Source organism: Luoshenia tenuis (assembly GCF_014384745.1).
Classification (GTDB): domain Bacteria; phylum Bacillota; class Clostridia; order Christensenellales.
The window spans coordinates 518,068-540,213 of record NZ_JACRSO010000001.1 but is presented as its reverse complement, the minus strand read 5'-3'; the positions used below and the strand labels follow the sequence as shown (position 1 = coordinate 540,213).

The window sequence follows — 22,146 nt, the reverse complement described above, 5'->3', positions numbered from 1 at the left end:
TAACATTTTTATAGGGAGTACTCTATGAAAAATAAAAAAAGCATAGTCGTGACTTTATCTTTGCTTTTCTGTATCATACTTATATGCTTTAACGGTTTCAAGTATGAGGTGAATGATATGGTTCAAGATTCCTTCCTTTTTTGGAGTGATGCAACGGGCTCGGTCGAAGGCTCGATGCTAGAGCAGACGGCTGTTTTGGGAGAGGAGCCGCTGGAAACGATTTTATTTTTACACAATGCAGGAAGCTATAAGCGAGAAATTTCCTATCGGCTGCTCAAGGATTTTGAGGAGATTCCCCTGCCTTGGTACAATGAATCGGGTGAAGATTGCCCAAGTGATTTTACAATAGAAGCTGCCGAAGAAAGGAATGGGGCAGTCCATCCTGCCGCTTATTATTTAGACATCACACCACAAATGGGCGCGGGAAGGTACGCGCTGGTGCTGCTTGATAAACCCGAAGGATCGATCCAGCAAAAAAGGCAGCAGGCCACCAATGCAATGGCGACGCGCACAACAGTCATCTATCAAGGTGAAAATATAACGGATTTGCCTCATATTACAGCGCTAAAGGCCGTTCCATATATTGGTGACATTCCAGCAGGCGGAGTGAAAATCGGGCTTGAAAATGGGTTTGAAGTACCGGCAGGTAAGGTGGCGCATACGACGTTGCGTGAATTGAACCAGCCCATCCTTGTAGCACTGGACCAATACCTGGAAGAACAGGGGGTCGATTCCGCGCCGATAGCGGGCCAAACCGTCCCGGTGGTACTGGTGGGTTATTATGATGGCGTTCTGTTACCACAAAAGTATAGCTGCCAGATACCCGTTGATCGCCCCGTCATTTTATATCCTGAATGGGAACTGCCGGTTGGCGGGGAAGAACATATCCTCAACGTTTTTGCCTTTTGCTATCCTGACAATACCATCGAAAGCCTGCCGGCCTTCGCACAGAAATTTCTCTTTACCTCTACGTCAATGTTAAATGCCGGGCTTTGCATACAGGGCGAAAAATGATTGCTAATGGACCCTTGAATTGAGCGAATGAAAAAGGCGGGCTTTGCCCGCCTTTTTTCGGGAATGTGGCGAAATTATGGTATAATAAACCCATACCGCGGCCCGCAAAAAGGGTGAAAATTCGCGGCCGCGAAAAGAGAGGGAAGGGGAGAGGCGTATGTTTAACCCAAACGATGGCTTTCTATATGTCATCGTAACCATCGTGATCCTGTTTGTGATCATCGAATCGGTCTTTTTCCTGGTCAAGGCCTGGCGGAGGGCCGAGGCGCTTAAGATGGACAAAAAACTGCTGCAAAACACTGTGGTATCCTCCGCGATCTTTACCATCGCCCCGGCGGTGGCGATCTTGCTGGGGGTGATCGCGCTGAGCAAGGCGCTGGGCTTTCCGCTGCCCTGGCTGCGCTTAAGCGTCATCGGCGCGCTGACCTATGAGACCACGGCCGCCGCCACGGCCGCCGCGGCGCAGGGGGTCACCCTGGGCAACCTGATCACCGATCCGCAGGTATTTGCCGCGATTGCCTGGGTGATGACGCTGGGCATCATCCCAGGGCTAGTGCTGGTGCCGGTATTCAGCAAAAAGATCGAAAAGGGGCTGACCCGCATCAAATCCAAGGATCAAAAGTGGGGAGATATCTTCCTCACCGGCCTTTTCCTGGGGATGATCTCCGCCTTTTTAGGTGTGATCTTTGCCACCATCGGTCAGGGGCTAGTGGGCTGGATACCGGTGTTTGTGATGATCGCCTCGGCCATCATCATGCTGATCTGCGGGCTTTTGCGCAAGCTGTTCAAATGGAAGTGGCTGGAGGACTACGCGCTGCCCATCAGCATGCTGGGCGCCATGGCGCTGAGCCTGCCCATCACCAATTTGGTGACGGCCATTGCCGGTTAAAGGAGGGAAAGCAAGATGAATACCATAAGGGATTATCGGGATTCTGTGCACTTTGCCGGGCGCATCTGGTCCTTCGGGGCGCTTTTAATGATGCTGATGGTGCCCGCGGCCATCTGCATTTACTATAACGCCTGGCCGGAGTTTACCGCGGTGCTCAAAGGTTTTGTGGGCGTGGCCCCCATCTTCTGGACGGTGGGGGTGATCGAGGTGATCACCTACGTGCCCATGCTGGGCACCGGGGGCAGCTATCTGGGCTTTGTCACGGGGAATTTGAGCAACCTGAAGGTGCCCTGCGCCTTAAACGCCATGGAGGCGGCCAAGGTGGAACCGGGCAGCGAGGAGGGCGAGGTGATCTCCACCATCGCTATCGCGGTCTCGGCTATCGTGACCACGGTAATCATCGCCCTGGGTGTGATTTTGCTGGCGCAGATCCGGCCGTTTTTGGAGTCCCCGGTCATGCAGCCGGCCTTTGACAACATCCTGCCCGCGCTGTTCGGCGGGCTGGCGGTGGTGTACGTATCCAAAAATTGGAAGATCGCCCTGGCGCCGCTGATCTTTATGGTGGTGCTGTTCATCTGCGTGCCCTCGCTGGCCAGCTCGGTAGGCGTGCTGGTGCCGGTAGGGGCGCTGCTGGCCATTGGCGTGGCCCGCATTTTGTACAAAAAGGGCGTACTCTAAAATACGATTAAAGGTAGGCGAAAAATAATGGGATGGCTGATTTTAGTGGCGGTCATTTTGATATTCCTGGCCGTGATCCTGATCCGCACGGCGGCCTTTAAGCCCAAAGCGCAGGCGGCCGCGGCGCCCGCGCCGGCACAGGTGGATGAGGAGAAAGCGGTGGGCGACCTGCAAAGGATGATCCAGTGCAAGACCGTATCTTTCCGGGAGCAGGAAAAGGAAGATAGGGCCGAATTTGACAAGTTCCGCGCGCTGCTGCGCGAGCTGTACCCCCGGGTGCATGAGGCGATGAGCCTGGAGCGCATCGGCCGCAGCGGCCTGCTCTACCACTGGAAGGGGCGGGGAAAAGGCGCGCCTTCGGTGTTTATGGCCCATTACGACGTGGTGCCCGCCAACGAGGCGGCCTGGGATAAACCGCCCTTTGCGGGCGTGATCGAGGATGGCGTGCTCTGGGGACGGGGCACGCTCGATACCAAAGGCACGCTTTGTGGCGTGATGGAGGGGGCCGAGACCCTGCTGGGCCAGGGCTATGTGCCGGAGAACGACATCTACCTGGCCTTTGCCGGGGATGAGGAGATCGCCGGGCCTACCGCGCCGGCCATGGTCGACGAGCTGGAAAAGCGGGGTATCCATCCCGCCCTTGTGGTAGACGAGGGCGGCGCGGTGGTGGAAAACGTGTTTCCGGGCGTAAATCAGCCCTGCGCATTGATCGGCATCGGGGAAAAGGGCATGATGAACCTGCGCCTGTCCTTAGAGGGGCAGGGGGGCCATGCCAGCGCGCCGCCGGCGCACACGCCCGTGGGGGTGCTGGCCAAGGCAGTGGTGGATATCGAGAATCATCCCTTCCGCTTCCAGCTGACCAAGCCCGCCCGGGAGATGTTCGATACCCTGGGGCGGCATTCCACCTTTGTTTACCGGATGATCTTTGCCAACCTGTGGTGCTTTAAACCGGTACTCAATGCCATCTGCAAAAAAAGCGGCGGCGAGCTCAACGCCCTGATGCGCACCACCTGTGCCTTTACCCAGATGCAGGGCAGCCCGGCGGATAACGTGATCCCCCCTTCCGCCAGCGTGGGGGCCAACATGCGCCTTTGCGGGGCGGATACGCTGGACAGCGCTATGGATTACCTCAAAGGCGTGGTGGATAATCCCGCCATTACCTTTACCAGGGTGCACGGGATGAACCCCTCGCCTTACAGCCGCACGCAGGGCGAGGGATGGGAGAAATTGAAAAAAGCCATCAACCAGACCTGGCCGGAGGCGCTGATCTCACCGTACCTGATGGTGGCCTGCAGCGATTCGCGGCATTATTGCCGCATCAGCGAGGATGTGTACCGCTTCAGCGCCATGGCGCTGACCAAGGAAGAGCGCGGCATGATCCACGGCAATAACGAGCGCATCCCGCTGGAGAAGATCGTGCGCACCGCCCAGTTTTACGTGCGGCTGATGGGGAGCTGCTAAAAGGGGTAGATGAGGCGAGAGGAATACGCTATAATAAAAGAGTACAAAAGGCGCGCTGCGCCTAAGAGAGAGGAGATTTGCAATGAATGAGAATGTAAAGGCGCCGGGCAAGACCTGGTTGAAGGTTACGGGTATCCTGATGGTGATCTTCAGCGCGATCGCGATTATCCTGCTGCTGATCAGCCTGGCTGCGTTAGGCGCGCTGGGCGCGATGGGCGGCGGCGCAGTGGCCGGTGTAGCAGCGCTGGGCATGGGCGCGCTGATCATCGGCTTTATTGCCCCTATCCTGGAGTTTGTGGGCGGCATTATTGGTATCGCCTTTGCCAACAAGCCGGAAAAGGCTAACGTCTGTCTGGTTTTCGCCATCCTGATGCTGGTGATGGTGGTGATCAATATCATCGCGGGTGGTTTCCAGTGGACCAGCCTGATCGCCCTGGTGTTGCCGATCCTTTACCTGATCGGCGCGGTCAAGAACCGTGGCGCTGTGGCGTAATCGCCTGAATAGAGATTAAAAAGGGGGGCGGCTGAACAGAGACCGGCCCCCCTTGTATGTTAAAGGAGGCGCATGCCATGCCAGTAAAGTACAAAGCGCCTGGCAAGGGCTTTTTACAGGTACCGGGCATTTTGATGATCGTTTTTTCAAGCATCCTGATTTTGATCCTGCTTTTGGGCGCCACTGTATTAGGTTCGGTGGGCGCCATGGCCGGCCTGGCAGATGTGGATATGGCCGAAGCGATGGAGGAATTGATGGATGGTGCGCAGGTGATGCTGGACAATCCTACGGTTCACCGTGAAGTGCTGGCCCTGGGGCTGGGGATGATCATGATCGTGTTGAATTTGATCTCCGGCATCGTGGGCACGGCGCTTTGCAACAAGCCGGGCGGGCCGGCGGTGGTCTGCCTGCTCTTTGGGCTGATCCTGCTATCTGGCGGTGTGCTCTCTCTGGCGCTGAGCGGCTTTGCCTGGAGTGGATTGCTGGGGCTGGTGCTGCCCATTCTCTACACCATCGGCGCGTGCCTGAACCTTTTCGCGCGCCGGCCGGCGCGGGATGGGGTGCCGGTCCAGTAAGAAAAAGAGGATATAATTTTAGCGATTATGTAATTGCGGCCGGGTTTTTCCCCGGCCGCAAAATTTATCACACGAATTTCCATTTTTATAGGTTGGCAGATTGGCCCATTATGCGCTATAATGAAAAAAAGAAAAGGAGCGTGATGGACATGATCCAGGTGATCTATGGCAAGAAGGGCTCTGGGAAAACCAAAAAGATTCTCGACTTGGCCAACACACTGGCCGCTCAGGTGAAGGGGAACACGGTTTTTATCGACGACGATCAGCGCTATATGTATGATCTAAAATACCAGGTCAGGTTTGTCAATGCGGGGGAATACAATATCGAGGACCCCAAGATGTTTTTAGGTTTCTTAATCGGGATGATGGCTAAGGACTTTGATTTGGAGCTTCTGTTTGTGGATGGCTTCCTGCGTATCGTCAACGCGCAGCTCAAAGACCTGGCCGATTTTTTTGCACAGCTGAGCAAGGCTTCCGAGCAGCATAATGTGCGCGTAATCATGAGCGTCAGCGGTTCGGAGGAGGACCGGCCCGCCTTCTTGGATGAATATCTGTTGAAGGATTAGGCCTTAAAGTTGGGAGATATGCGGGCCCTTGCTCTTATTAAAAGAGGGCAAGGGCCTTCACTTTAGAAAAACTTGGAGGAAGAATATGCATTACCAAAGCACGCGCCAAAGCGCCCTTTCCGTCCCTGCGGCCCAGGCCATTTTACAGGGGATCTCTACCGATGGCGGCCTTTTTGTGCCTGAAACGCTGCCGCAGCTGACCCAGGAGGATATCGCGGCGCTGTGCGGGATGGATTATATGGGCCGGGCCAAAAGGATTTTGAGCCTGTTTTTGACGGATTATACTGAGGCTGAGATATCCGCCGCGGTAGATGGGGCGTACGCGTCCGGCAGGTTTGACCACGCGGATGTGGCGCCGGTGACGGCCCTGGACGGGGCGCTTTCCGTTTTGGAGCTGTGGCACGGACCCACGTTGGCCTTTAAGGATATGGCGCTGCAGCTGCTGCCGCGGCTGATGCCGCTGGCCATGGAAAAGGCCGGGGACGGCAAGCAGGTGCTGATCCTGGTGGCTACCTCCGGGGATACCGGCAAGGCGGCGCTGGAGGGCTTCCGCGACGTGGCGGGCACCCGCATAGCGGTGTTCTACCCTGAGGAGGGGGTGGCCCTGGCGCAAAAACTGCAAATGGTGACCCAGGAAGGGGACAACGTACATGTATGCGCCGTTAAGGGGAACTTTGACGATGCGCAGACCGGCGTTAAAAAGATCTTTGCCGATGATGCGTTTAACGGTGCGCTCTCGCAAAAAGGATGGGCACTAAGCTCCGCCAACTCCATCAACTGGGGGCGGCTGGTGCCGCAGATCGTATACTACTTCTCCGCCTATGCGGACCTGTGCCGCCGCGGGGACATCACCGTGGGCAAAAAGGTGAATTTCGTGGTGCCTACGGGCAACTTTGGCAATATCCTGGCAGGTTATTACGCCAAGCACATGGGCCTGCCGGTCAACAAACTGGTGTGCGCCTCCAACCGCAATAACGTGCTGACGGACTTTTTCGATACCGGCCGGTATGACCGGACGCGGCCTTTCTACAAGACCATGTCCCCCTCGATGGATATTTTGATCTCCAGCAACTTGGAGCGGCTGCTCTACGCCATCTGCGATAAGGATGAGGCGCAGGTCAGCGCCTGGATGGCGCAGTTGCAGGGAGAGGGCGTCTATCAGATCGCCCCGGAGCAGGCGCAAAAGCTGCGCCAGGAGTTCTGGGCCGGCTGCGCCAGCGAGGAGGATACCGCCCACGCTATGGCCGCCGTATTCCAGCATACCGGCTACGTGATGGATACCCATACGGCGGTGGGCTATTCCGTCTATCGGGATTATCTGCGCCAAACCGGGGACGAGACCCATACCGTATTGGTCTCTACGGCCAGCCCCTTCAAGTTCTCCCGGGATGTGATGGCCAGCCTCTTTGGCCCCGCGCAAGCCCAGGGGGATGAGCTGGACCTGGCACAAAAGCTGGCCCAGGCCACTGGCTGGCGCTGCCCGGAGCAGATCGCCGCGCTGCGCGAGATGCCGGTGCGCCATGAGGGCAGCTGCAAAAAAGAGGAGATGGAGCAGGATCTTCTGCGCTGGTTTGCCTAAAGGGCCTTTTCAGACACAACTGCAAGGCGCATCGCCCCAAAAGGTGGGCGGTGCGTCTTTTTATCTGTGTGCAGGCGCTTACGTCAGGCGCGGCGGGATGAGCAAGAATCGCCCGAAGGAGAAGAAGGGCTGGCGCCTTGGCGCAAGTTCGATTATAATAGTAGAGAGTAAAAAAGATGACGGCTTGAGCAAAGGAGGCATGGGCGATGGCGCAGGAAAGGCGAAAGGCACCGGGGCGCATGTTTTTGCTGGTCACGGGTATTATAATGGTGATTTTTTCCGGGTTGGTCATCATATTATGCATGCTCTATCTTCCGATGATGGGCATACTTTGCGGGATGATGGGGGCGATAGAGCCGGAATTGGTACAAAGCCTGGATTATATCATTGCCACGAACCTGGTTTGGGAGCTGCTGATTACCCTTGGCTGCAGCGCGCTGTTGCAAATGACCTGCGGGATCGTAGGCATCGTATGCGGCAAGAAGCCCCGCGCCGCCGCGGTCTGCTGCTGGCTGGGCGCGTCCTATACGGGGGTCGTGCTGGCGCAGGGCATTGCCTATGGCCTTTTTAACCCTTTTGGGCTGCTTGCGCTCATCCTGCCTGCGCTCTATTTAACGGGCGCAGTGTTGAACCTGCGCCAGGCTGTACGGGAAAGCGGGGTGGACGCATGAAAAAGGCGGCTTGCGGGCTGCTGGCAGCGCTGCTGGCGCTTACCGGCTGTACCGGGCAGGAAGGTGCGCTTCCCACAGCTGCGCCGACGAATACGCCCAGCGCGGCGCAGAGCACGCCCGCGCCCACACCGGTAAAAAAGCGGGTGGCGCAGCGAGGCGATTTTGAACTGGATGGGCCGGTGCTGGTAGTGGGCGATATGCCCACGGAAGACGTAGAACCGGGGGAGAACGTGCTTTATAGCGACCGGACCTATCAGCGCGAGACCGTGCTCAGCGGTGAGATATACTTGGTGGAGGACCGGCTGCAAAAGGCTGACCCGGGACTTGGCGGGCTGCACGGGGCTATTGAAAAGCTGGAGGGAGAATGCCTGGATATGGAGCTGACCCGGGATGACGAGGCCAGCGACCGCACCGGGCTGGATTGTTTCCGCATGGTGTATCTCACGAATAAGGACGGGATGAGCTACCGCAATACCGACCTTTATCTGCAGGCGGAAAACTGGGATTTTCGCTTTCACGTGGCTGTGCCGGCCAAAGAATACAGCGATTATGCGGATCTGGTGACCTTTTGGATCAGCTCGGTCGAGGTGATTGAGGATTCGCGGATCGGCTGGGGTAACAGCTCACCCGAAACGCCGGTGGACGAAGCTCCGCCGGAGGATCAGGACGCGCTGCAGGAAATGAGCATGATCATGAACTTTGCCGCGGGCGGCGTGTGCGATACGGAGTTTCGCGCGTATCCAAGAGGCAGCCAGCCGGATAGCGACCTGGTTTGGCTGGTGCTGGCGGAGTATGCCCAGGTGCTCAGCGGGTTTGAGATCTACCCCAAGGAGGAGGGGCGGGTTTACCTGACCCATGAGGAAATGACGGCGCTGTACAACCGGTGTTTTGGTTCTGGCAAACTGCCCAAGGTACCAAGCTCGCTGAGGGCGAGCGGCGCGGTAGCGCAGACCGAGCAGGGCTATACGCTGGCCCCCATGAATCGGATCAATTACGTCACTTCCTTTAGCCCGATCAGTTACAGCGTCAGCGAAGCGGGGGACTATCTGATCAGCGGCAGCTTTATGAGCGGATATTCTGGGGATGAGCAGCAGCTCTGGCGGCAGGGAAATATCACACTGCACCGCAACGATGGCGATGAGATGCCGCTGTACCGTATCATATCCATCAACACCAATTATTGAGAAGTAATGTGGAGAAATTTAGCCCTATCAAAGCAGCTTTGTTATAGGCCCGGCTGCACCGGGTTTGTTATAATGAGAAAGAATGAAAAAGGGGGTACCAACGATGGCTTTTGATGCGTATAAGTTTACCGTGCCGGAGAACAAACGTTTCCGCGTTATCGTCAATACGGATTGTAAGAACGAGGCGGACGACCAGTTCGCCCTGGCCCATCACCTGATGACGCCTAAGTTTGACGTGCGCGGCATTATTGCCGCTCACTTTGAGGCCAAGGCCGATGAGGGCAAGGGCGAGTCCATGCAAAAGAGCTACGACGAGATCCTTAAAGTGCTGGAGCTGATGGACCTGACGGGGCAGTATCCAGTGCTCAAGGGCGCGCCAGGGCCGCTGCCCTATGACCCGGCTAAGGCGATCCGCTATAACGAGGGGCCGGAGATTCCGCTGATGGAGCAGCCGCAGCCGGTGGTTTCGGAAGGGGCGCAGTTCATCGTGGATGAGGCGATGCGGGAGGATGACCGGCCGCTGTTCGTGGTCTTCCTGGGCGCCATTACGGACTTGGCCAGCGCTTACCTGATGGAGCCGCGCATTGCCGGGCGCTTGACGGCGGTGTGGATCGGCGGGGGCGAGTACCCGGCGGGCGAGTTCGAGTTCAACATGTATCAGGATATTCAGGCTTCCAACATCGTGCTGGGTTCGGAGATCGACTTTTGGCAGATCCCCAAAAACGTGTACAAGATGCTGCGCGTGACCTTGGCTGAGTTGCAGTGCCGCGTGGCCCCGCACGGGAAGATCGGGCAATATCTCTTCGAGCAGCTGGTGCAATATAACGACGATTATGCCTGGCAGCAGCATTGGCCTCAGGGCGAGAGCTGGAACCTGGGGGATCAGCCCACGGTATCGGTCCTGCTGGAGGCGCATGAGTGCGAGTGGGAATGGTGGCCGGCTCCGTTGGTCAGCAAAGATATGTATTATGTCCACCATCAGAACAACCGGCCGATCCGGGTGTTTAAGAGCGTGGATTCCCGCATGACGCTGGAGGATTTCTACTGCAAGCTCCAGCTGAACTACGGGCAGAAATAGCCGCAGTTGTGGATGGACCCGCCCCGGTTTCGGGGCGGGTTTATTATCCCTTAAAAGGAATGCGTACCGGGCATATTTTTTTGCGTTTGACCGGCGGGAAATACCGCATAGCTACTTGACGAGGCGGCCTTACGCATGCTATAATTTCGATTGCTGGTTGCTTGATTTTGGAGAGATGGCCGAGCGGTTGATGGCGCTGGTCTTGAAAACCAGTGATGCCTTTGGGCACCGGGGGTTCGAATCCCTCTCTCTCCGCCAATCTTATAAACATGCCTGGTGCATCATTTAAATTTCAGCGTGGAGAAGTACTCAAGTACGGCTGAAGAGGCGCCCCTGCTAAGGGTGTAGGTCGGGAAACCGGCGCGGGAGTTCAAATCTCCCCTTCTCCGCCAAAGCCAAAGCGCATTCCCAAAGGGGGGATGCGCTTTGGCTTTAATGGAAAAGCAGAGCTTGAACGGACGCGCCGGGTAAGCGGGGCAACGGGCAGCGAGCGCGCCTGGGGCGATGAAGCGAGCAGGGGTTGGCGCAGCGGTCGAAAAAATCGAGGAGAGCGCCAGCCCGAGGATTTTTTCGGGTACCGCAAGCTGGGGCGTAGCCTTCAAATCTCCCCTTCTCCGCCACGTCGGAGCAAAGTTCGCTTTGCTCCGGCTTTTTTATGTGTAAAAAAGCCATGCGCTCCGCTTCCTTGCTCCTCCTTTTCCGCAAAAGGTCGCGCTCGCGGCGCCTGTTCGCTTGTAAACGCGCTCACGATGGCTTTGGCTCACTACCAACCTTTTGCGGGGACGCAGGGCAGCTGCATCTTTTCGAAGTACCCTTCCAAAGTTAAAGCGCATTCCCAAAGGGGGATGCGCTTTGGCTTTAATGGAAAAGCAGCGCTTGAACGGACGCGCCGGGTACCGGCGGGCCAATGCCTGCGAGCGCGCCTGGGACGATGAAGCGAGCAGGGGTTGGCGCAGCGGTCGAAAAAATCGAGGAAAGCGCCAGCCCGATGATTTTTTCGGGTACCGCAAGCTGGGGCGTAGCCTTCAAATCTCCCTTTCTCCGCCACGTCGGAGCAAAGTCCGCTTTGCTCCGGCTTTTTTATGTGTAAAAAAGCCATGCGCTCTGCTTCCTTGCTCCTCCTTTTCCGCAAAAGGTCGCGCTCGCGGCGCCTGTTCGCTTGTAAACGCGCTCACGACGGCTTTGGCTTTATGACGTTTTTAGTGCAGAGAATATGATTAGTTTATGCTATTTACCTTTGTCGCGAGCAAATAACCTGTATGAACTTCCCAATTCGACAAAAAAGTAAAACAGGTGTTTATTTTTTAGGCTGATTATCGTATAATATTTCTCGGTGCTTTGACCGATAAATGCGATGTTGCAGCGATCCCCCTGCTTTTTCTTCAATAACTGTAGGCTGTCGTTTCGCGATGCGTTTATCCTACAAGAGAGCTGATACTTCCGGCTATAGGGTGCGAGAGCAGCCTGTAAATAAGCACAGATTAAAGGAGTAGTGTACGATGAAACGAGTTGCAACAGTAGTTCTGGCCCTGGTGATGATGCTGTCCCTGGCTGCGTGCTCTAGCAAGCCTGCCACCGTGCAGGATTATCTGGCCAAGCCTGAGGTCAAGACCCAAATCGATTCCATGATCGATTCTCTGAAGGGCTCTGGCATGGATATCGAGGTGACCGGCGAGGGCAATAAGCTGATCTATACCTATACCTTTGACGAGCAGATCGACGCTTCGGATGCCATCAAAGAGGCACTGGAAGATGCGCTCAGCTCTCAGGAATCTACCTTCCAGAATGTGGCGAAGTCCATCGAGACGGAAGCCAAAGTCAGCGATCCGGTGGTCGTAGTGGAATACCTCAATGCCGATGGCAGCGAACTGCTGGTAAAGGAATTTAAAGCCGAATAATTCAACAACACATTTTAGGATGGACGGGTTAGAACCCGTCCATCTTTTTTTGCCCCGATGCGCCCAGGGGATGGTTTAAACCGCAGCGTTTGCCGGCCTGTGCTCATCAAATAGATCCCGTCATGGTTGGATGCGATAAGCCTCACAATGCGGCTATGGTAGCTTATTCAAATAGTATTTGATTTTTATAAATTTTCATCATGCGTAGCATTTGCTTGGTTTTTGAACAAAAAAGTCGCATAAGTTGATTTTTTAAATATTTTAATATAATACTTGCGACTATGGCGGGTCGGTCATTAGGTCGCCACTAAATTGCGTAAAGATTCCATATAATTCTTGCAAAAAAACATTGACGAAAAGTAGTTTTCTCGCTATTCTTTTACATATTGATGTTGAAAAAACTGTATATTTATGTCATGTATAATAAATTTATGAATTTGGATGGTTAAAGATGCAGCGCGTACAAAAGGCCCAGATCTATTATCCCCGAACATACCGGCGGTTTAAGGAGGACTACAAGAACCAGTGGCTGTTCATTTTGCTCTGTGCAGTACCTACTCTTATACTGCTGCTGGCGTTCTATCCTCAAATGACCGAGCTGCTCAGCCGGGCGGTTAGCTATTGCTTATCCGAGGTGATCCCCGCGCCGCTGCTTGGCGTTCAAACGTCGGAATACATTCCGCTGCTGGGCGGGGTTTCGTATGTAGAGCTGCCCTCTGTGGCCCCTACGTTTCCTTTTTGCGTGGCCAATTTGCTGGTCACCTGCGGAATGCTTTGGTTTTGTTTCTCTGCAAAGCGCAAGGGCAAGCCCCTTGCGATCTTTTTTTCGATTATGCTGTTGATACACCTGATCGCCTGCATCTATTTTTCCTTTGCGGCGGATTATTTCCCCTACAGTGCCAGCGCGTATTCCGAGCTGTATATGAAACAGCAGGTGGGGATATGGCTCTCGTTTACCGTGATTGCCGGCTTTGTGACCGGGTTTATGAATAACGGTACGATACCGGCCCGCTGCCTGACGTTTTTCGGCATCATGCTGTACTCCCTGGTATTTGGCAGCGTGCGTTATCTAACGTTTTTGTACATTATATATACGGCTTCTTCATTATATATGCCGGTGATGTTCTTTTCGCTGGGGCCGTTCTTTGACTTTTTGTATCTCGTTTTCTTTTACGGTGTATTTATCAAGTACGTGGTGCACCGGGTGAACACGGGGGAAAGGAGATCGGTTTGGAAATGGTTTTAACGATCTTAAAGGTGTATTTTGTCTGCACCGTTATTTTGATGATGGTTTATGCCGTGCGCCACGCGATCTTCTCCTACAACCGGATGTTTGGCCGCCAGCGCATGTATTACAGCGATATTTTTGACAGCGATATGCCTTCGATCACCGTATTGATCCCCATGCACAATGAGGAAAAGGTGCTTACTTATGTGCTGGATGCCCTGCTGGCCTGCAATTATGACCGGGACCGGCTGGAGATCATCCCCATCAACGATAACTCCTCCGACCGGACGGCCGAGATGCTGGAAGAATACCATAGCCGCTACCCCTTTATCCGGCCGCTGCACCGTTTTGAGGGGGAGCGGGGAAAGCCGGCCGGGCTGAACGAAGCCATGCGCCTGGCGCGGGGCGATGTTATCATCGTGTTTGATGCGGACTACAGGCCGGGCAAAGACCTGCTCACCTCCCTGGCACTGGCGTTTCAGGACCCCGAGGTAGGCGCGGTGATGGGCCGGGTCATCCCCTATAATGTGGATACCAATACGCTGACCCGGCTTTTGAACGTGGAGCGCTCGGGCGGCTACCAGGCCGATCAGCAGGCCCGGTACAATCTGCGTACCGTCCCCCAGTACGGCGGCACGGTAGGCGGGTTCCGCAAGGCCTTTTTGCTGGAGACCGGCGGCTTTAATACCCGCGTGCTGGCCGAGGATACGGAGCTGACTTACCGGCTTTATACCCATGGGTGGAAGGTGATCTACGCCAACAGCGCCGAGTGCTATGAGGAGGTGCCCGAGACCTGGGAAGTGCGCGGCAGGCAGGTGCGCAGATGGTCCAGCGGGCATAACAATGTGATGTTCCGCTACTTTTTCCGGGTGTTGGTCTCCAAATACATGAGCGCGCGGGAGAAGCTGGATGGCATGCTGCTGCTGTTGGTATACGCGGTGCCGTTTTTGCTGGCCCTGGCGCTGATCGATTCGGTAGCGCTGTTCTTCCTGGGGGAGATGAATGTGTTTGCGGGCTGGTGGGCGGTATTTTTTGTAGGCGCCTACAATAGCTACGGCAATTTCGCGCCGTTTTATGAGATCGCCACCGCGCTGATGATCGACGGGGTGGAGCTGGATGTAAAACTGATGCCGCTGCTGACCTTTAACTTCTACTTCTATATGTGGAATATCGGGCTGGGTTTTCTGGATGCCATTGCGGACCTGTTGACGCATAGAAAGGTCAAGTGGGCCAAGACGGAGCGCTTTGCCAAACAAAAAAAGGATAAGGAGGGCGCGGTATCATGACTGCGGTGATCGTGTGCGCCATCGTGCTGTTTATCGCCATGCTGCTTTTCCCGCTGGTGATGAGCGCGCGCTCGCTGAAAGGGGAGAAGGCCGAGGCGCTTAAAATCAATAACGACCGGGTGCGCAATCCCCGCTATTTCGGCATCTCTTTTGCGGCGCTGATGGAAAAGGCGCTGGCGGGGTATGATGGCGGCGGAAAGATCCGAATGTCCAAAGAGGAAGCGCTGATAGAGGCGGATAAGCTGGAGGCCCTGCCCATAGAATGTGAGAGCATCGTTTACGCAAAGGAAAAGGAGTTTCGCCCGCCAGCGGGCACGGTTTTCCATAAAGAGATCTATACCTGCCAGGATGCCTATCTGGATGGGATCTACGAAGTGCGCGCCATCTATGGGAAAAAGGCGGTGACGCTGGGCGCGGGCACCGTGCTGACCCGATGGGCGGACGCACTGGGCCCCTTACGCGTAGAGGAGCACGCTGACCTGGGCATCAGCGCCAGCAGCGCTACCCAGCTGACCGTGGGGCGGGATTGCAGCTTTCGCCGGTTGTATGCCCCTTCGATCAGCCTGGGCTGGCCCGCAGAGCAGGGCCAGGCGGAACCGGAAAGCGCCGCGGCGATGGTGGCCGTGGCTTTAAGCGATACGGTGGTGCGCAATATACAATACGTGGATGACGACCAGACGGATGAAAATGGAGAGCTGGCGGCCACGGTGATCAGCAAGCATGCCGTTACGGTGCTGGAAGGGTTGACGGTGCGCGGCCACATCCGCTCGCACAAGTCCATTACCCTGTATGACGGCGCCGTGGTGTACGGCAACCTCTTTGCCGAGGGCGATATTTACCTGGGTGAGAACGTAAAGGTGTACGGCAATATCTTTACCCAACAGAAGGTCATCACCCAGCGCGGCGTGCAGATTGGGCAGTTTGGCGAGATCAAGTCAGTCATCGCCCGGGACGAGATCATTTTCGGCGCGGACTGCAAGGTTTACGGCTATGTGAGCAGCGAGACCCGGGGCCGGTGCTGCCCGGATGCGGATATGGTGTACCTCACCCCCGAGGAAGAGGAAGAGCTGCGGCAAAAATGGCGGGGCAACCTGCGCAGGACGGCCGTATTGCCGGTGATGGAAAAGGCGGTGTTTAAGGATGCCGCGGAGTTTGACGAAATGAGCACGGAGGTCTTCCGCAAAAACCGGTATTTGAAAGAAACGGTGATCCCGGAGGGCGTGCAGGTGATCCGCCGGGGATTTTTCTTCGGCTGCGAGAATCTGGAAAAGGTCGTGCTGCCTAATAGCCTGAAGGAGATCGAAGACTTTGCGTTTTATGGCTGCAAGCGGCTGAGCAAGATCGACCTGTCCGCCTGCGGGCAGCTGCGGCGGATCGGCGAGTCGGCCTTTGAGGGCTGCGCGGCCCTAAAGGCTGTGGCGCTTCCGGGCAGCCTTGCACAGCTGGGCGCGGCTGCCTTTTCGGGGTGCGGCGCGCTTGGCGCCGTCCAGAATCTGGAGCATACGCACCTAACGCAGTTGCAGGGCCATGTATTTCTGGATTGTGCTGCGTTAAAGGCGGCCGCCCTGCCGGAGGGGATCGACGAAATCGGCATCAGCGCGTTTAAGGGCTGCAAGGCCCTGCGCGAGATGGTCCTGCCGCGCAGCGTCAGCCACATTGAGGCGTTCGCCTTTAGCGGCTGCGAGGCTTTGCGGCAGATCGTACTGCAAGGCGAGCTGGCGCAGCTGGACGAAAGGGCGAAAAAAGGCCTGCCGGAAGGCGTACGGGTCCTGGCGGCGGAAAGCGAAACGGCGGCCGGCTAATTTTGCCGCTGGGCCGAAGGAGGATGGATGGTGAATAGAACAAAGGCAACGCTGCTGAGCCTGTTGCTGCTGCTGGGGGTTGTGGGGATCAGCGTGGGCGCCGCCGCGCTGAAAAACCACATGGTGGATCAGGTCGCGCCGGCGGTAGCATCGGTACAGCCGCTCTATGGGGTGCAGGGCCTGCCCTATGGCAGGGCGCTGTCCCAGGAGATATTGGCGGTGGATGATGCGAACGTGTATTTTTCTGACCGGGTGCTGGAGCGGTTTTACAACGATGAACAAGGCAACCAGCGCACCGCGCAGAGCATCGCCACCTTTTTCGGGGCCGTACCTGAGGGCGTGAACAAAACGGTGCTGCTCTTCCCGATGCGGATCCATATGGAAACGGAGTACGCACAGTATACCGACGACGTGGCCCCGGCGATGGAGCAGATCGCCGCTGGGCTGCCCGAGGATGTGGCCGTGCTGGATGCGACGGACCGCCTGTACCAGCACCGGGAGGAGTACATCTACTTCCGCACGGATGATTGCATCACGGCGCTGGGCGGCTACTATGGGGCGCAGTTGCTGGGGGAAAAGCTGGGGCTTAATATGCTGCAGCTGAGCGATTATGAAGAATACCGGTTCGAGTCCTTCAAGGGCGTGCTGGACGCGCTGGATCAGGCGCAGATCGACGAGGACTGCACGGATTATGTGGCCTATTACCTGCGCAAGGGCGCGGCAAACTGGCAGACGGTGACGGTCAGAGAGGGGCCGGATCAATATTCGGAGCATGAATCCCCTGCGGTGGCGCTCTCCCGCCGGGGTACGGATATTTTTATAGGCGGGTACTATTCCCATTCGATCCTTCAAGGGGATGGCGGCAACGGGAAAACGCTGCTGATAGTGGGCAACTCGGATGCCAAGTTCTTTGCCCCGTGGTTCACCCCGTATTACGACACGGTCTATCTGGTCAATGCAGAGCGCTATCAGGGTGGCCAGGAAGGCTTTGCGAAGATCTTTGAAACGTATCAGGTGAGCGACTGTATCCTGATCGAAAGCGCCGACAAGTTTGGGGATACGGCGCTGAACCAGCGCCTGGCGCGCTTGGGAGGGGGGAGATAAGCGATGGAGAGCGGCAATATCTTATATGAGATGTTGGTGTACCTGGGCGGACAGATGGGGGTCGGCGGGTACATCCAGCAGGGGGCGGCCCTGCTGGAGGGAGCGATGCTGCTTATCGCGCTGTTGACCTGCTTTTTCGGGTATAAGCTGTTCCGGGTCTGGAGCGCGGTAGCGGCGTTTTTGCTCACGGCGATCGGCCTGACGGCGCTGATGCAAAGCGTGGCGGATCAGGGAACGATCGTTACGGCCTTTGCCATCGTAGGGCTGGTGATGGCCTTTCTGGCCTTTCAGTGGCCCAAAGCCAGCGCGTTTCTGGTGTGTGGGGTGATCGGCTACGGCCTGGCCGGGGCGCTGACCCCGCTGTGGTGGGTGCGGTTACTGGCGGGCGCGGTGCTGGCCTGTGCTACCATCCCCCTTTCCGGCTGGCTGATCGTGGGGGCTACGGCGTTTTGGGGCGCCTTTACGCTGAGCGCCGGCGGCCTGGCCTATTTGGGCTACCCCGCAGGCGCGGCGCTGCAATGGGTGCTTGCCCTGGCCTTGACCGGGCTGGGCGCCTTTGTACAGTATAAAACCAACCGGTTGGCCCTGGCCGGCCAGGCCGATGCCCGGGCGCTTTGGGCCAGGTGGAACCGGAAGAAAAAGCCGCAGGGATAGGAGGGGGCTATGGGCAATACCGTATTTAGAAAGGAGATTAAATACCTGATCTCCGTGCAGGATTACCTGCTGATCCAGAAAAAGCTGGCCTGCTTTTTACAGCCGGATGCGCATGGCGGCCCGGAAGGATATATGGTGCGCTCCCTGTATTTTGATTCGATCAACGATCAGGACCTGTACGATACCCTGGACGGCTGCATGGAAAAGCGCAAGATCCGGCTGCGGGTATACGATGCGCAGGCCCGGCAGGTCAAGCTGGAGTACAAGTGCAAGTCCAATACGGACGGGGTCAAAAAGACGCTGACCCTCTCCCGGGAGCAGGCCCAGGATATGATGGCGGGCAACTACGGGTTTTTGGCCGGGATGGACCAGCCCCTGGCGCGCCAATTATATATCCGCCTTTGCACGGGCGCCTATACCCCCAAAAGCGTGGTGCAGTACTGGCGCAAGGCCTACCTGTATCCGGTAAGCGATGTGCGCATCACCTTTGATACGCAGGTAGCGGCCTCCAACGTGCCGGGCAGTTTTTTGGATGCGCAGCCCAGCCTGATCCCCCTGCTGCCCCTGGATACGGGCGTGCTGGAGGTAAAGTATAACGACTTTTTGCCCGGCGTATTGAAAGAGCTGGTGGCGCGGCTGGACCGGTTGCAGACCTCCAACAGCAAGTACGCCCAATCCAGATTGTTGTAAAACAAAAGCGCCAGCGGGCGCGGGAATATTTTTTGCCACACCGCCAGCGGTTTGCGCTGCAAACCTGCCCGGCAATAAAAATAATGGCCTAACAAAATTACGGAGAGGATAAGAAAGATGAAAGATTTGATCTTGGAGAGCCTTAGCAATACGGGCGCGCTGGACCTGAGCACGATTCTGCTGAACAATGGCGTGACCATTATCATCGCCCTGTTTATCATGTTCACCTACCGCATCACCTACACGGGGGTGGCCTACAGCCGTAAGTACAATATTACCCTGGGGATGATCAGCATCATCACCACGCTGATCATGAGCGTGATCAGCAACAACGTGGCGCTTTCTTTAGGTATGGTGGGCGCGCTGTCCATCATCCGGTTCCGTACCGCGGTCAAAGACGTGCGGGATGCGGCGTATATTTTCTGGAGCATTGCGGTGGGCATCTGCTGCGGCGTATCCCAGTATATTCTGGCGGCGGCCAGCTCGGTGGTGATCCTGCTGTTTTTGATCGTCTTTCGCCAGATCGGGCCGGATGGAAAGATGCTTTTGATCGTGCGCTGCGATATTGCCGCCCAGAACCGGGCCGAGGCGATGGTGCTCCAACACTTTGGCAAGGCTGTGCGCCGGAGGATGAAAAACGCCTCCAAGGAGCATTGCGAGCTGATCTATGAGGTGGGGACCAATGCCATCAAAAAGGCGGACGAGCGCGCGCAGATCGACATCGTACAAAGGATGATGAAGATCGAGGGCGTGCAGAACGTGAACCTGGTGGAACAGGCGGACGATATCAGCCGATAGCGGATAGGAGTAATACCATTGAAAAAGATAATGTGCGGCCTGTTGGCGTGCGTTGCCCTGATGGGAGCGGTCACGGCGGCGAATCTGCTGTCTGAGCCGGGGCAATCCTCCGTTAGCGCGGCACAAAATGCGCAGAGCACTGCGCAGGAGCAGCGCCAGCCCGGCGAGCTGCCGGTATTGCGTATCGATACCCAGGGCGAGCGCATTTATAAGGAGAGCACCACCTGGGCCGATGTCAGTATTGAGGAGCAAAGCGGCGGGAAAAACGCGTTTGAAACGCTGGCCACGGTCAAGCTCCGCGGGAATTCTTCTTACTACATCTTTGATAAGCGCCAGTACCGGCTCAAGCTTTATAAAAGCCAGACCAATGACCGGGATTACGGCCTTTTCGGGATGGGTGAACACAGCGAGTGGGTGCTTTACGGCCCCTTTTTGGATCGCTCGCTGGTGCGCAACAAGCTGGTCTACGACCTGTCACGGGAGATGATGGACTGGGCGCCGGATTCGCGGTATTGCGAGGTATATGTCAACGGCGAGTACCAGGGCGTTTACCTGGCTGTAGAGCCGGTGACCAATGGGAAGGCGCGGCTGAATCTCTACGAGTTTGGGCTGCTCACTGGCGAAACGGCCTATGTGCTCAAGCGGGACAGGAGCGGTACTGAGGAGAACGTGATCGACGATTACGGAACCAGAGAGGGTAAGACCGATAACGAACTGAGCGTGGTCTACCCTTCCGCGTCCAAATTGACGCAGAACCAGATGAGCTGGATCGAAAAAGATATCAGCACCTTTGAACAAAATTTGTATTCCGATGGATTTAAGGACGCTGCCAGGGGCTATGCTGCTTATATCGACGTGGATTCGTTTGTGGATTATTACCTGATCAACGAGCTGGCCATGATCCCAGACGCGACCCACCTTTCCACCTACATCTACAAGAACATTGGCGGAAAGCTCAAGTTAGCCGTGTGGGATTTTAACAACGGGTTTGACAATTACCCCTGGACGGATTATGATACGGACCGCTTTTTTGTGGCGGATGGCAACTGGTACGACCGCTTGCTGCAGGACCGCGCTTTTGTAGATAAGATCGTGGCGCGCTACCGGGAGCTGCGCCAGGGCCAGTGGTCCGATGAAGAACTGCTTGCCAGGATCGATGGATATGTGGAAGCCCTTGGCGACGCGCCCCAGCGCAATTTTGAGGTGTGGGGCTATACGTTTGAGGAAGACCTGCTCTCAAAAGACGAGCAGGGCAACAGCCGGGACCCTGAAAGCTTTGAAGATGCGGTGAGCGATCTTAAAGCATGCCTGCAGGAGCGTACCGCCTTTCTGGATGCGAATATCGACCAGCTGTACACCTACTGCGTGGATGAATAAGGAGGACACGATGCCAAAGAAAAAAGTATTGCTTATCTTCGGGACGAGGCCGGAGGCCATCAAAATGTGCCCGCTGGTCACAGAACTGCGCCGCAGGCCGTCGCTGGAGGTCGTAGTGTGCGTCACCGGGCAGCACCGGCAGATGCTGGACCAGGTGCTGGGGGCGTTTGGCATTGTGCCGGAGTACGACCTGAATATCATGCAGGATAACCAGAGCCTGTTTGACGTGACGCAGCGCATCCTTTCCAGCATGCAGGCGGTACTGGACGCCGAAAAGCCGGATGTGGTGCTGGTGCATGGCGATACGACGACCGCATTTGGCACGGCGCTTTGCTGCTATTACTGCCAAATCGCCGTTGGACACGTGGAGGCGGGGTTAAGGACGTATAAGATCTATTCGCCCTTTCCGGAGGAGTTTAACCGCCAGGCCATAGGGCTTGTGGCCGGCTATCATTTTGCGCCCACTGAAACCGCGCGGGACAACCTGCTGCGGGAGGGGAAGGACCCCGGGCAGATCTTTGTGACGGGGAATACGGCCATCGACGCGCTTAAGGACACCGTGCGGGAAGATTATACCCACTCGGAGCTTGAGTGGGCCGCGGGCAGCAGGTTGATCCTGATCACGGCCCACCGCAGGGAGAATATGGGGGAGCCGATGGAGCAGATGTTCCGCGCGATCCGGCGCTGTATTGAGGAAAACCCGGATGTGAAGGCCCTTTATCCGATCCATATGAACCCGAAGGTGCGTCAAACGGCCCAGCATATTTTGGGCGGGTGCGAGAATATCCATATCATTGAGCCGTTGGATGTTTTGGATTTCCACAATATCATGGCCAGAAGCTACCTGATATTGACGGACAGCGGCGGCATACAGGAGGAGGCCCCGGCCCTGGGCAAGCCCGTGCTGGTGATGCGGGAGGAGACCGAAAGGCCAGAGGGTATCGCGGCCGGTACGCTCAAACTGGTAGGGGTCCGGGAGCAGCCCATCTACGATGCCTGCACGCTGCTATTAAACGATCCGGAGGCCTACCGGCAGATGAGCCGGGCATCTAACCCCTATGGCGATGGATACGCCTGCCGGCGCATAGCCGATGTGCTGGAGGGACGCAAAATACAGTAAG

Annotated in this window: 21 protein-coding genes and 2 tRNA genes; all 23 read left to right on the top strand. The window is 56.4% G+C overall.

Annotated elements, in window-relative coordinates:
• The first annotated feature begins 24 nt into the window (after positions 1-24).
• The 23 genes from H8699_RS02625 to wecB all read left to right on the top strand — a co-directional run bounded on the left by H8699_RS02625 (position 25) and on the right by wecB (position 22,145).
• Entirely contained in the window at positions 25-1,014 is a 990-nt protein-coding gene (locus H8699_RS02625; protein ID WP_249284356.1) for a hypothetical protein, read from the top strand.
• A 157-nt stretch (positions 1,015-1,171) separates the two neighbouring features.
• Positions 1,172-1,903, top strand: coding sequence for a DUF5058 family protein (locus H8699_RS02620; protein WP_249284355.1), 732 nt, complete (start codon positions 1,172-1,174; stop codon positions 1,901-1,903).
• Positions 1,904-1,918: 15 nt separating this feature from the next.
• Positions 1,919-2,581, top strand: a complete 663-nt coding sequence (locus H8699_RS02615) for a hypothetical protein (RefSeq protein ID WP_138294878.1) — start codon at positions 1,919-1,921, stop codon at positions 2,579-2,581.
• A 27-nt stretch (positions 2,582-2,608) separates the two neighbouring features.
• Positions 2,609-4,042: a M20 family peptidase gene (locus tag H8699_RS02610; RefSeq protein ID WP_249284354.1), complete on the top strand. Its 1,434-nt coding sequence runs from the start codon at positions 2,609-2,611 to the stop codon at positions 4,040-4,042.
• 82 nt (positions 4,043-4,124) lie between these two features.
• Positions 4,125-4,535, top strand: a complete 411-nt coding sequence (locus H8699_RS02605; protein ID WP_147518009.1) for a hypothetical protein — start codon at positions 4,125-4,127, stop codon at positions 4,533-4,535.
• Positions 4,536-4,612: 77 nt separating this feature from the next.
• A complete protein-coding gene (locus tag H8699_RS02600) occupies positions 4,613-5,110 on the top strand; it encodes a hypothetical protein (protein ID WP_249284353.1) in 498 nt (165 codons plus the stop codon).
• Between the two features lie 149 nt (positions 5,111-5,259).
• Complete coding sequence (locus H8699_RS02595; RefSeq protein WP_138294874.1) at positions 5,260-5,676, top strand: hypothetical protein; 417 nt, start codon at positions 5,260-5,262, stop codon at positions 5,674-5,676.
• Between the two features lie 85 nt (positions 5,677-5,761).
• Positions 5,762-7,255, top strand: coding sequence for a threonine synthase (gene thrC, locus H8699_RS02590; protein WP_249284352.1), 1,494 nt, complete (start codon positions 5,762-5,764; stop codon positions 7,253-7,255).
• Between the two features lie 206 nt (positions 7,256-7,461).
• The gene (locus H8699_RS02585) at positions 7,462-7,926 is read left to right on the top strand and encodes a hypothetical protein (protein WP_249284351.1); all 465 of its coding nucleotides are present in this window, start codon (positions 7,462-7,464) and stop codon (positions 7,924-7,926) included.
• Positions 7,923-9,110 (top strand): hypothetical protein, encoded by a 1,188-nt coding sequence (locus H8699_RS02580; RefSeq protein WP_249284350.1) that lies wholly within the window; start codon positions 7,923-7,925, stop codon positions 9,108-9,110. The genes H8699_RS02585 and H8699_RS02580 overlap by 4 nt, the downstream gene beginning before the upstream one ends.
• Before the next feature lie 103 nt (positions 9,111-9,213).
• Entirely contained in the window at positions 9,214-10,188 is a 975-nt protein-coding gene (locus H8699_RS02575; protein ID WP_249284349.1) for a nucleoside hydrolase, read from the top strand.
• A 169-nt stretch (positions 10,189-10,357) separates the two neighbouring features.
• Positions 10,358-10,446, top strand: a tRNA-Ser gene (locus H8699_RS02570).
• Between the two features lie 41 nt (positions 10,447-10,487).
• Positions 10,488-10,580: transfer RNA gene (locus H8699_RS02565), tRNA-Ser, on the top strand.
• A gap of 1,107 nt (positions 10,581-11,687) precedes the next feature.
• Positions 11,688-12,086, top strand: coding sequence for a DUF4854 domain-containing protein (locus tag H8699_RS02560; RefSeq protein ID WP_249284348.1), 399 nt, complete (start codon positions 11,688-11,690; stop codon positions 12,084-12,086).
• 451 nt (positions 12,087-12,537) lie between these two features.
• Positions 12,538-13,332 (top strand): hypothetical protein, encoded by a 795-nt coding sequence (locus H8699_RS02555; protein ID WP_249284347.1) that lies wholly within the window; start codon positions 12,538-12,540, stop codon positions 13,330-13,332.
• On the top strand, positions 13,323-14,600 hold the full coding sequence (locus H8699_RS02550) for a glycosyltransferase (protein ID WP_249284719.1): 1,278 nt from the start codon (positions 13,323-13,325) through the stop codon (positions 14,598-14,600). The genes H8699_RS02555 and H8699_RS02550 overlap by 10 nt, the downstream gene beginning before the upstream one ends.
• Positions 14,597-16,402 (top strand): leucine-rich repeat protein, encoded by a 1,806-nt coding sequence (locus H8699_RS02545; protein ID WP_249284346.1) that lies wholly within the window; start codon positions 14,597-14,599, stop codon positions 16,400-16,402. The genes H8699_RS02550 and H8699_RS02545 overlap by 4 nt, the downstream gene beginning before the upstream one ends.
• 27 nt (positions 16,403-16,429) lie before the next feature.
• Positions 16,430-17,506 (top strand): DHHW family protein, encoded by a 1,077-nt coding sequence (locus H8699_RS02540; protein WP_249284345.1) that lies wholly within the window; start codon positions 16,430-16,432, stop codon positions 17,504-17,506.
• 3 nt (positions 17,507-17,509) lie between these two features.
• Positions 17,510-18,160: a TMEM198/TM7SF3 family protein gene (locus H8699_RS02535; protein ID WP_249284344.1), complete on the top strand. Its 651-nt coding sequence runs from the start codon at positions 17,510-17,512 to the stop codon at positions 18,158-18,160.
• Between the two features lie 9 nt (positions 18,161-18,169).
• Positions 18,170-18,850 (top strand): polyphosphate polymerase domain-containing protein, encoded by a 681-nt coding sequence (locus H8699_RS02530; RefSeq protein WP_249284343.1) that lies wholly within the window; start codon positions 18,170-18,172, stop codon positions 18,848-18,850.
• Between the two features lie 117 nt (positions 18,851-18,967).
• A complete protein-coding gene (locus H8699_RS02525) occupies positions 18,968-19,648 on the top strand; it encodes a DUF4956 domain-containing protein (RefSeq protein WP_249284342.1) in 681 nt (226 codons plus the stop codon).
• 18 nt (positions 19,649-19,666) lie between these two features.
• Positions 19,667-21,025: a CotH kinase family protein gene (locus tag H8699_RS02520; protein WP_249284341.1), complete on the top strand. Its 1,359-nt coding sequence runs from the start codon at positions 19,667-19,669 to the stop codon at positions 21,023-21,025.
• 10 nt (positions 21,026-21,035) lie between these two features.
• Positions 21,036-22,145: a non-hydrolyzing UDP-N-acetylglucosamine 2-epimerase gene (gene wecB / locus H8699_RS02515; RefSeq protein ID WP_249284340.1), complete on the top strand. Its 1,110-nt coding sequence runs from the start codon at positions 21,036-21,038 to the stop codon at positions 22,143-22,145.
• Position 22,146: the final 1 nt, after the last annotated feature.

Coding starts and splice junctions, on each gene's coding strand:
- H8699_RS02625 (WP_249284356.1), top strand. CDS start 25: ATGAAAAATAAAAAAAGCATAGTCGTGACTTTATCTTTGCTTTTCTGT.
- H8699_RS02620 (WP_249284355.1), top strand. CDS start 1,172: ATGTTTAACCCAAACGATGGCTTTCTATATGTCATCGTAACCATCGTG.
- H8699_RS02615 (WP_138294878.1), top strand. CDS start 1,919: ATGAATACCATAAGGGATTATCGGGATTCTGTGCACTTTGCCGGGCGC.
- H8699_RS02610 (WP_249284354.1), top strand. CDS start 2,609: ATGGGATGGCTGATTTTAGTGGCGGTCATTTTGATATTCCTGGCCGTG.
- H8699_RS02605 (WP_147518009.1), top strand. CDS start 4,125: ATGAATGAGAATGTAAAGGCGCCGGGCAAGACCTGGTTGAAGGTTACG.
- H8699_RS02600 (WP_249284353.1), top strand. CDS start 4,613: ATGCCAGTAAAGTACAAAGCGCCTGGCAAGGGCTTTTTACAGGTACCG.
- H8699_RS02595 (WP_138294874.1), top strand. CDS start 5,260: ATGATCCAGGTGATCTATGGCAAGAAGGGCTCTGGGAAAACCAAAAAG.
- thrC (WP_249284352.1), top strand. CDS start 5,762: ATGCATTACCAAAGCACGCGCCAAAGCGCCCTTTCCGTCCCTGCGGCC.
- H8699_RS02585 (WP_249284351.1), top strand. CDS start 7,462: ATGGCGCAGGAAAGGCGAAAGGCACCGGGGCGCATGTTTTTGCTGGTC.
- H8699_RS02580 (WP_249284350.1), top strand. CDS start 7,923: ATGAAAAAGGCGGCTTGCGGGCTGCTGGCAGCGCTGCTGGCGCTTACC.
- H8699_RS02575 (WP_249284349.1), top strand. CDS start 9,214: ATGGCTTTTGATGCGTATAAGTTTACCGTGCCGGAGAACAAACGTTTC.
- H8699_RS02560 (WP_249284348.1), top strand. CDS start 11,688: ATGAAACGAGTTGCAACAGTAGTTCTGGCCCTGGTGATGATGCTGTCC.
- H8699_RS02555 (WP_249284347.1), top strand. CDS start 12,538: ATGCAGCGCGTACAAAAGGCCCAGATCTATTATCCCCGAACATACCGG.
- H8699_RS02550 (WP_249284719.1), top strand. CDS start 13,323: ATGGTTTTAACGATCTTAAAGGTGTATTTTGTCTGCACCGTTATTTTG.
- H8699_RS02545 (WP_249284346.1), top strand. CDS start 14,597: ATGACTGCGGTGATCGTGTGCGCCATCGTGCTGTTTATCGCCATGCTG.
- H8699_RS02540 (WP_249284345.1), top strand. CDS start 16,430: ATGGTGAATAGAACAAAGGCAACGCTGCTGAGCCTGTTGCTGCTGCTG.
- H8699_RS02535 (WP_249284344.1), top strand. CDS start 17,510: ATGGAGAGCGGCAATATCTTATATGAGATGTTGGTGTACCTGGGCGGA.
- H8699_RS02530 (WP_249284343.1), top strand. CDS start 18,170: ATGGGCAATACCGTATTTAGAAAGGAGATTAAATACCTGATCTCCGTG.
- H8699_RS02525 (WP_249284342.1), top strand. CDS start 18,968: ATGAAAGATTTGATCTTGGAGAGCCTTAGCAATACGGGCGCGCTGGAC.
- wecB (WP_249284340.1), top strand. CDS start 21,036: ATGCCAAAGAAAAAAGTATTGCTTATCTTCGGGACGAGGCCGGAGGCC.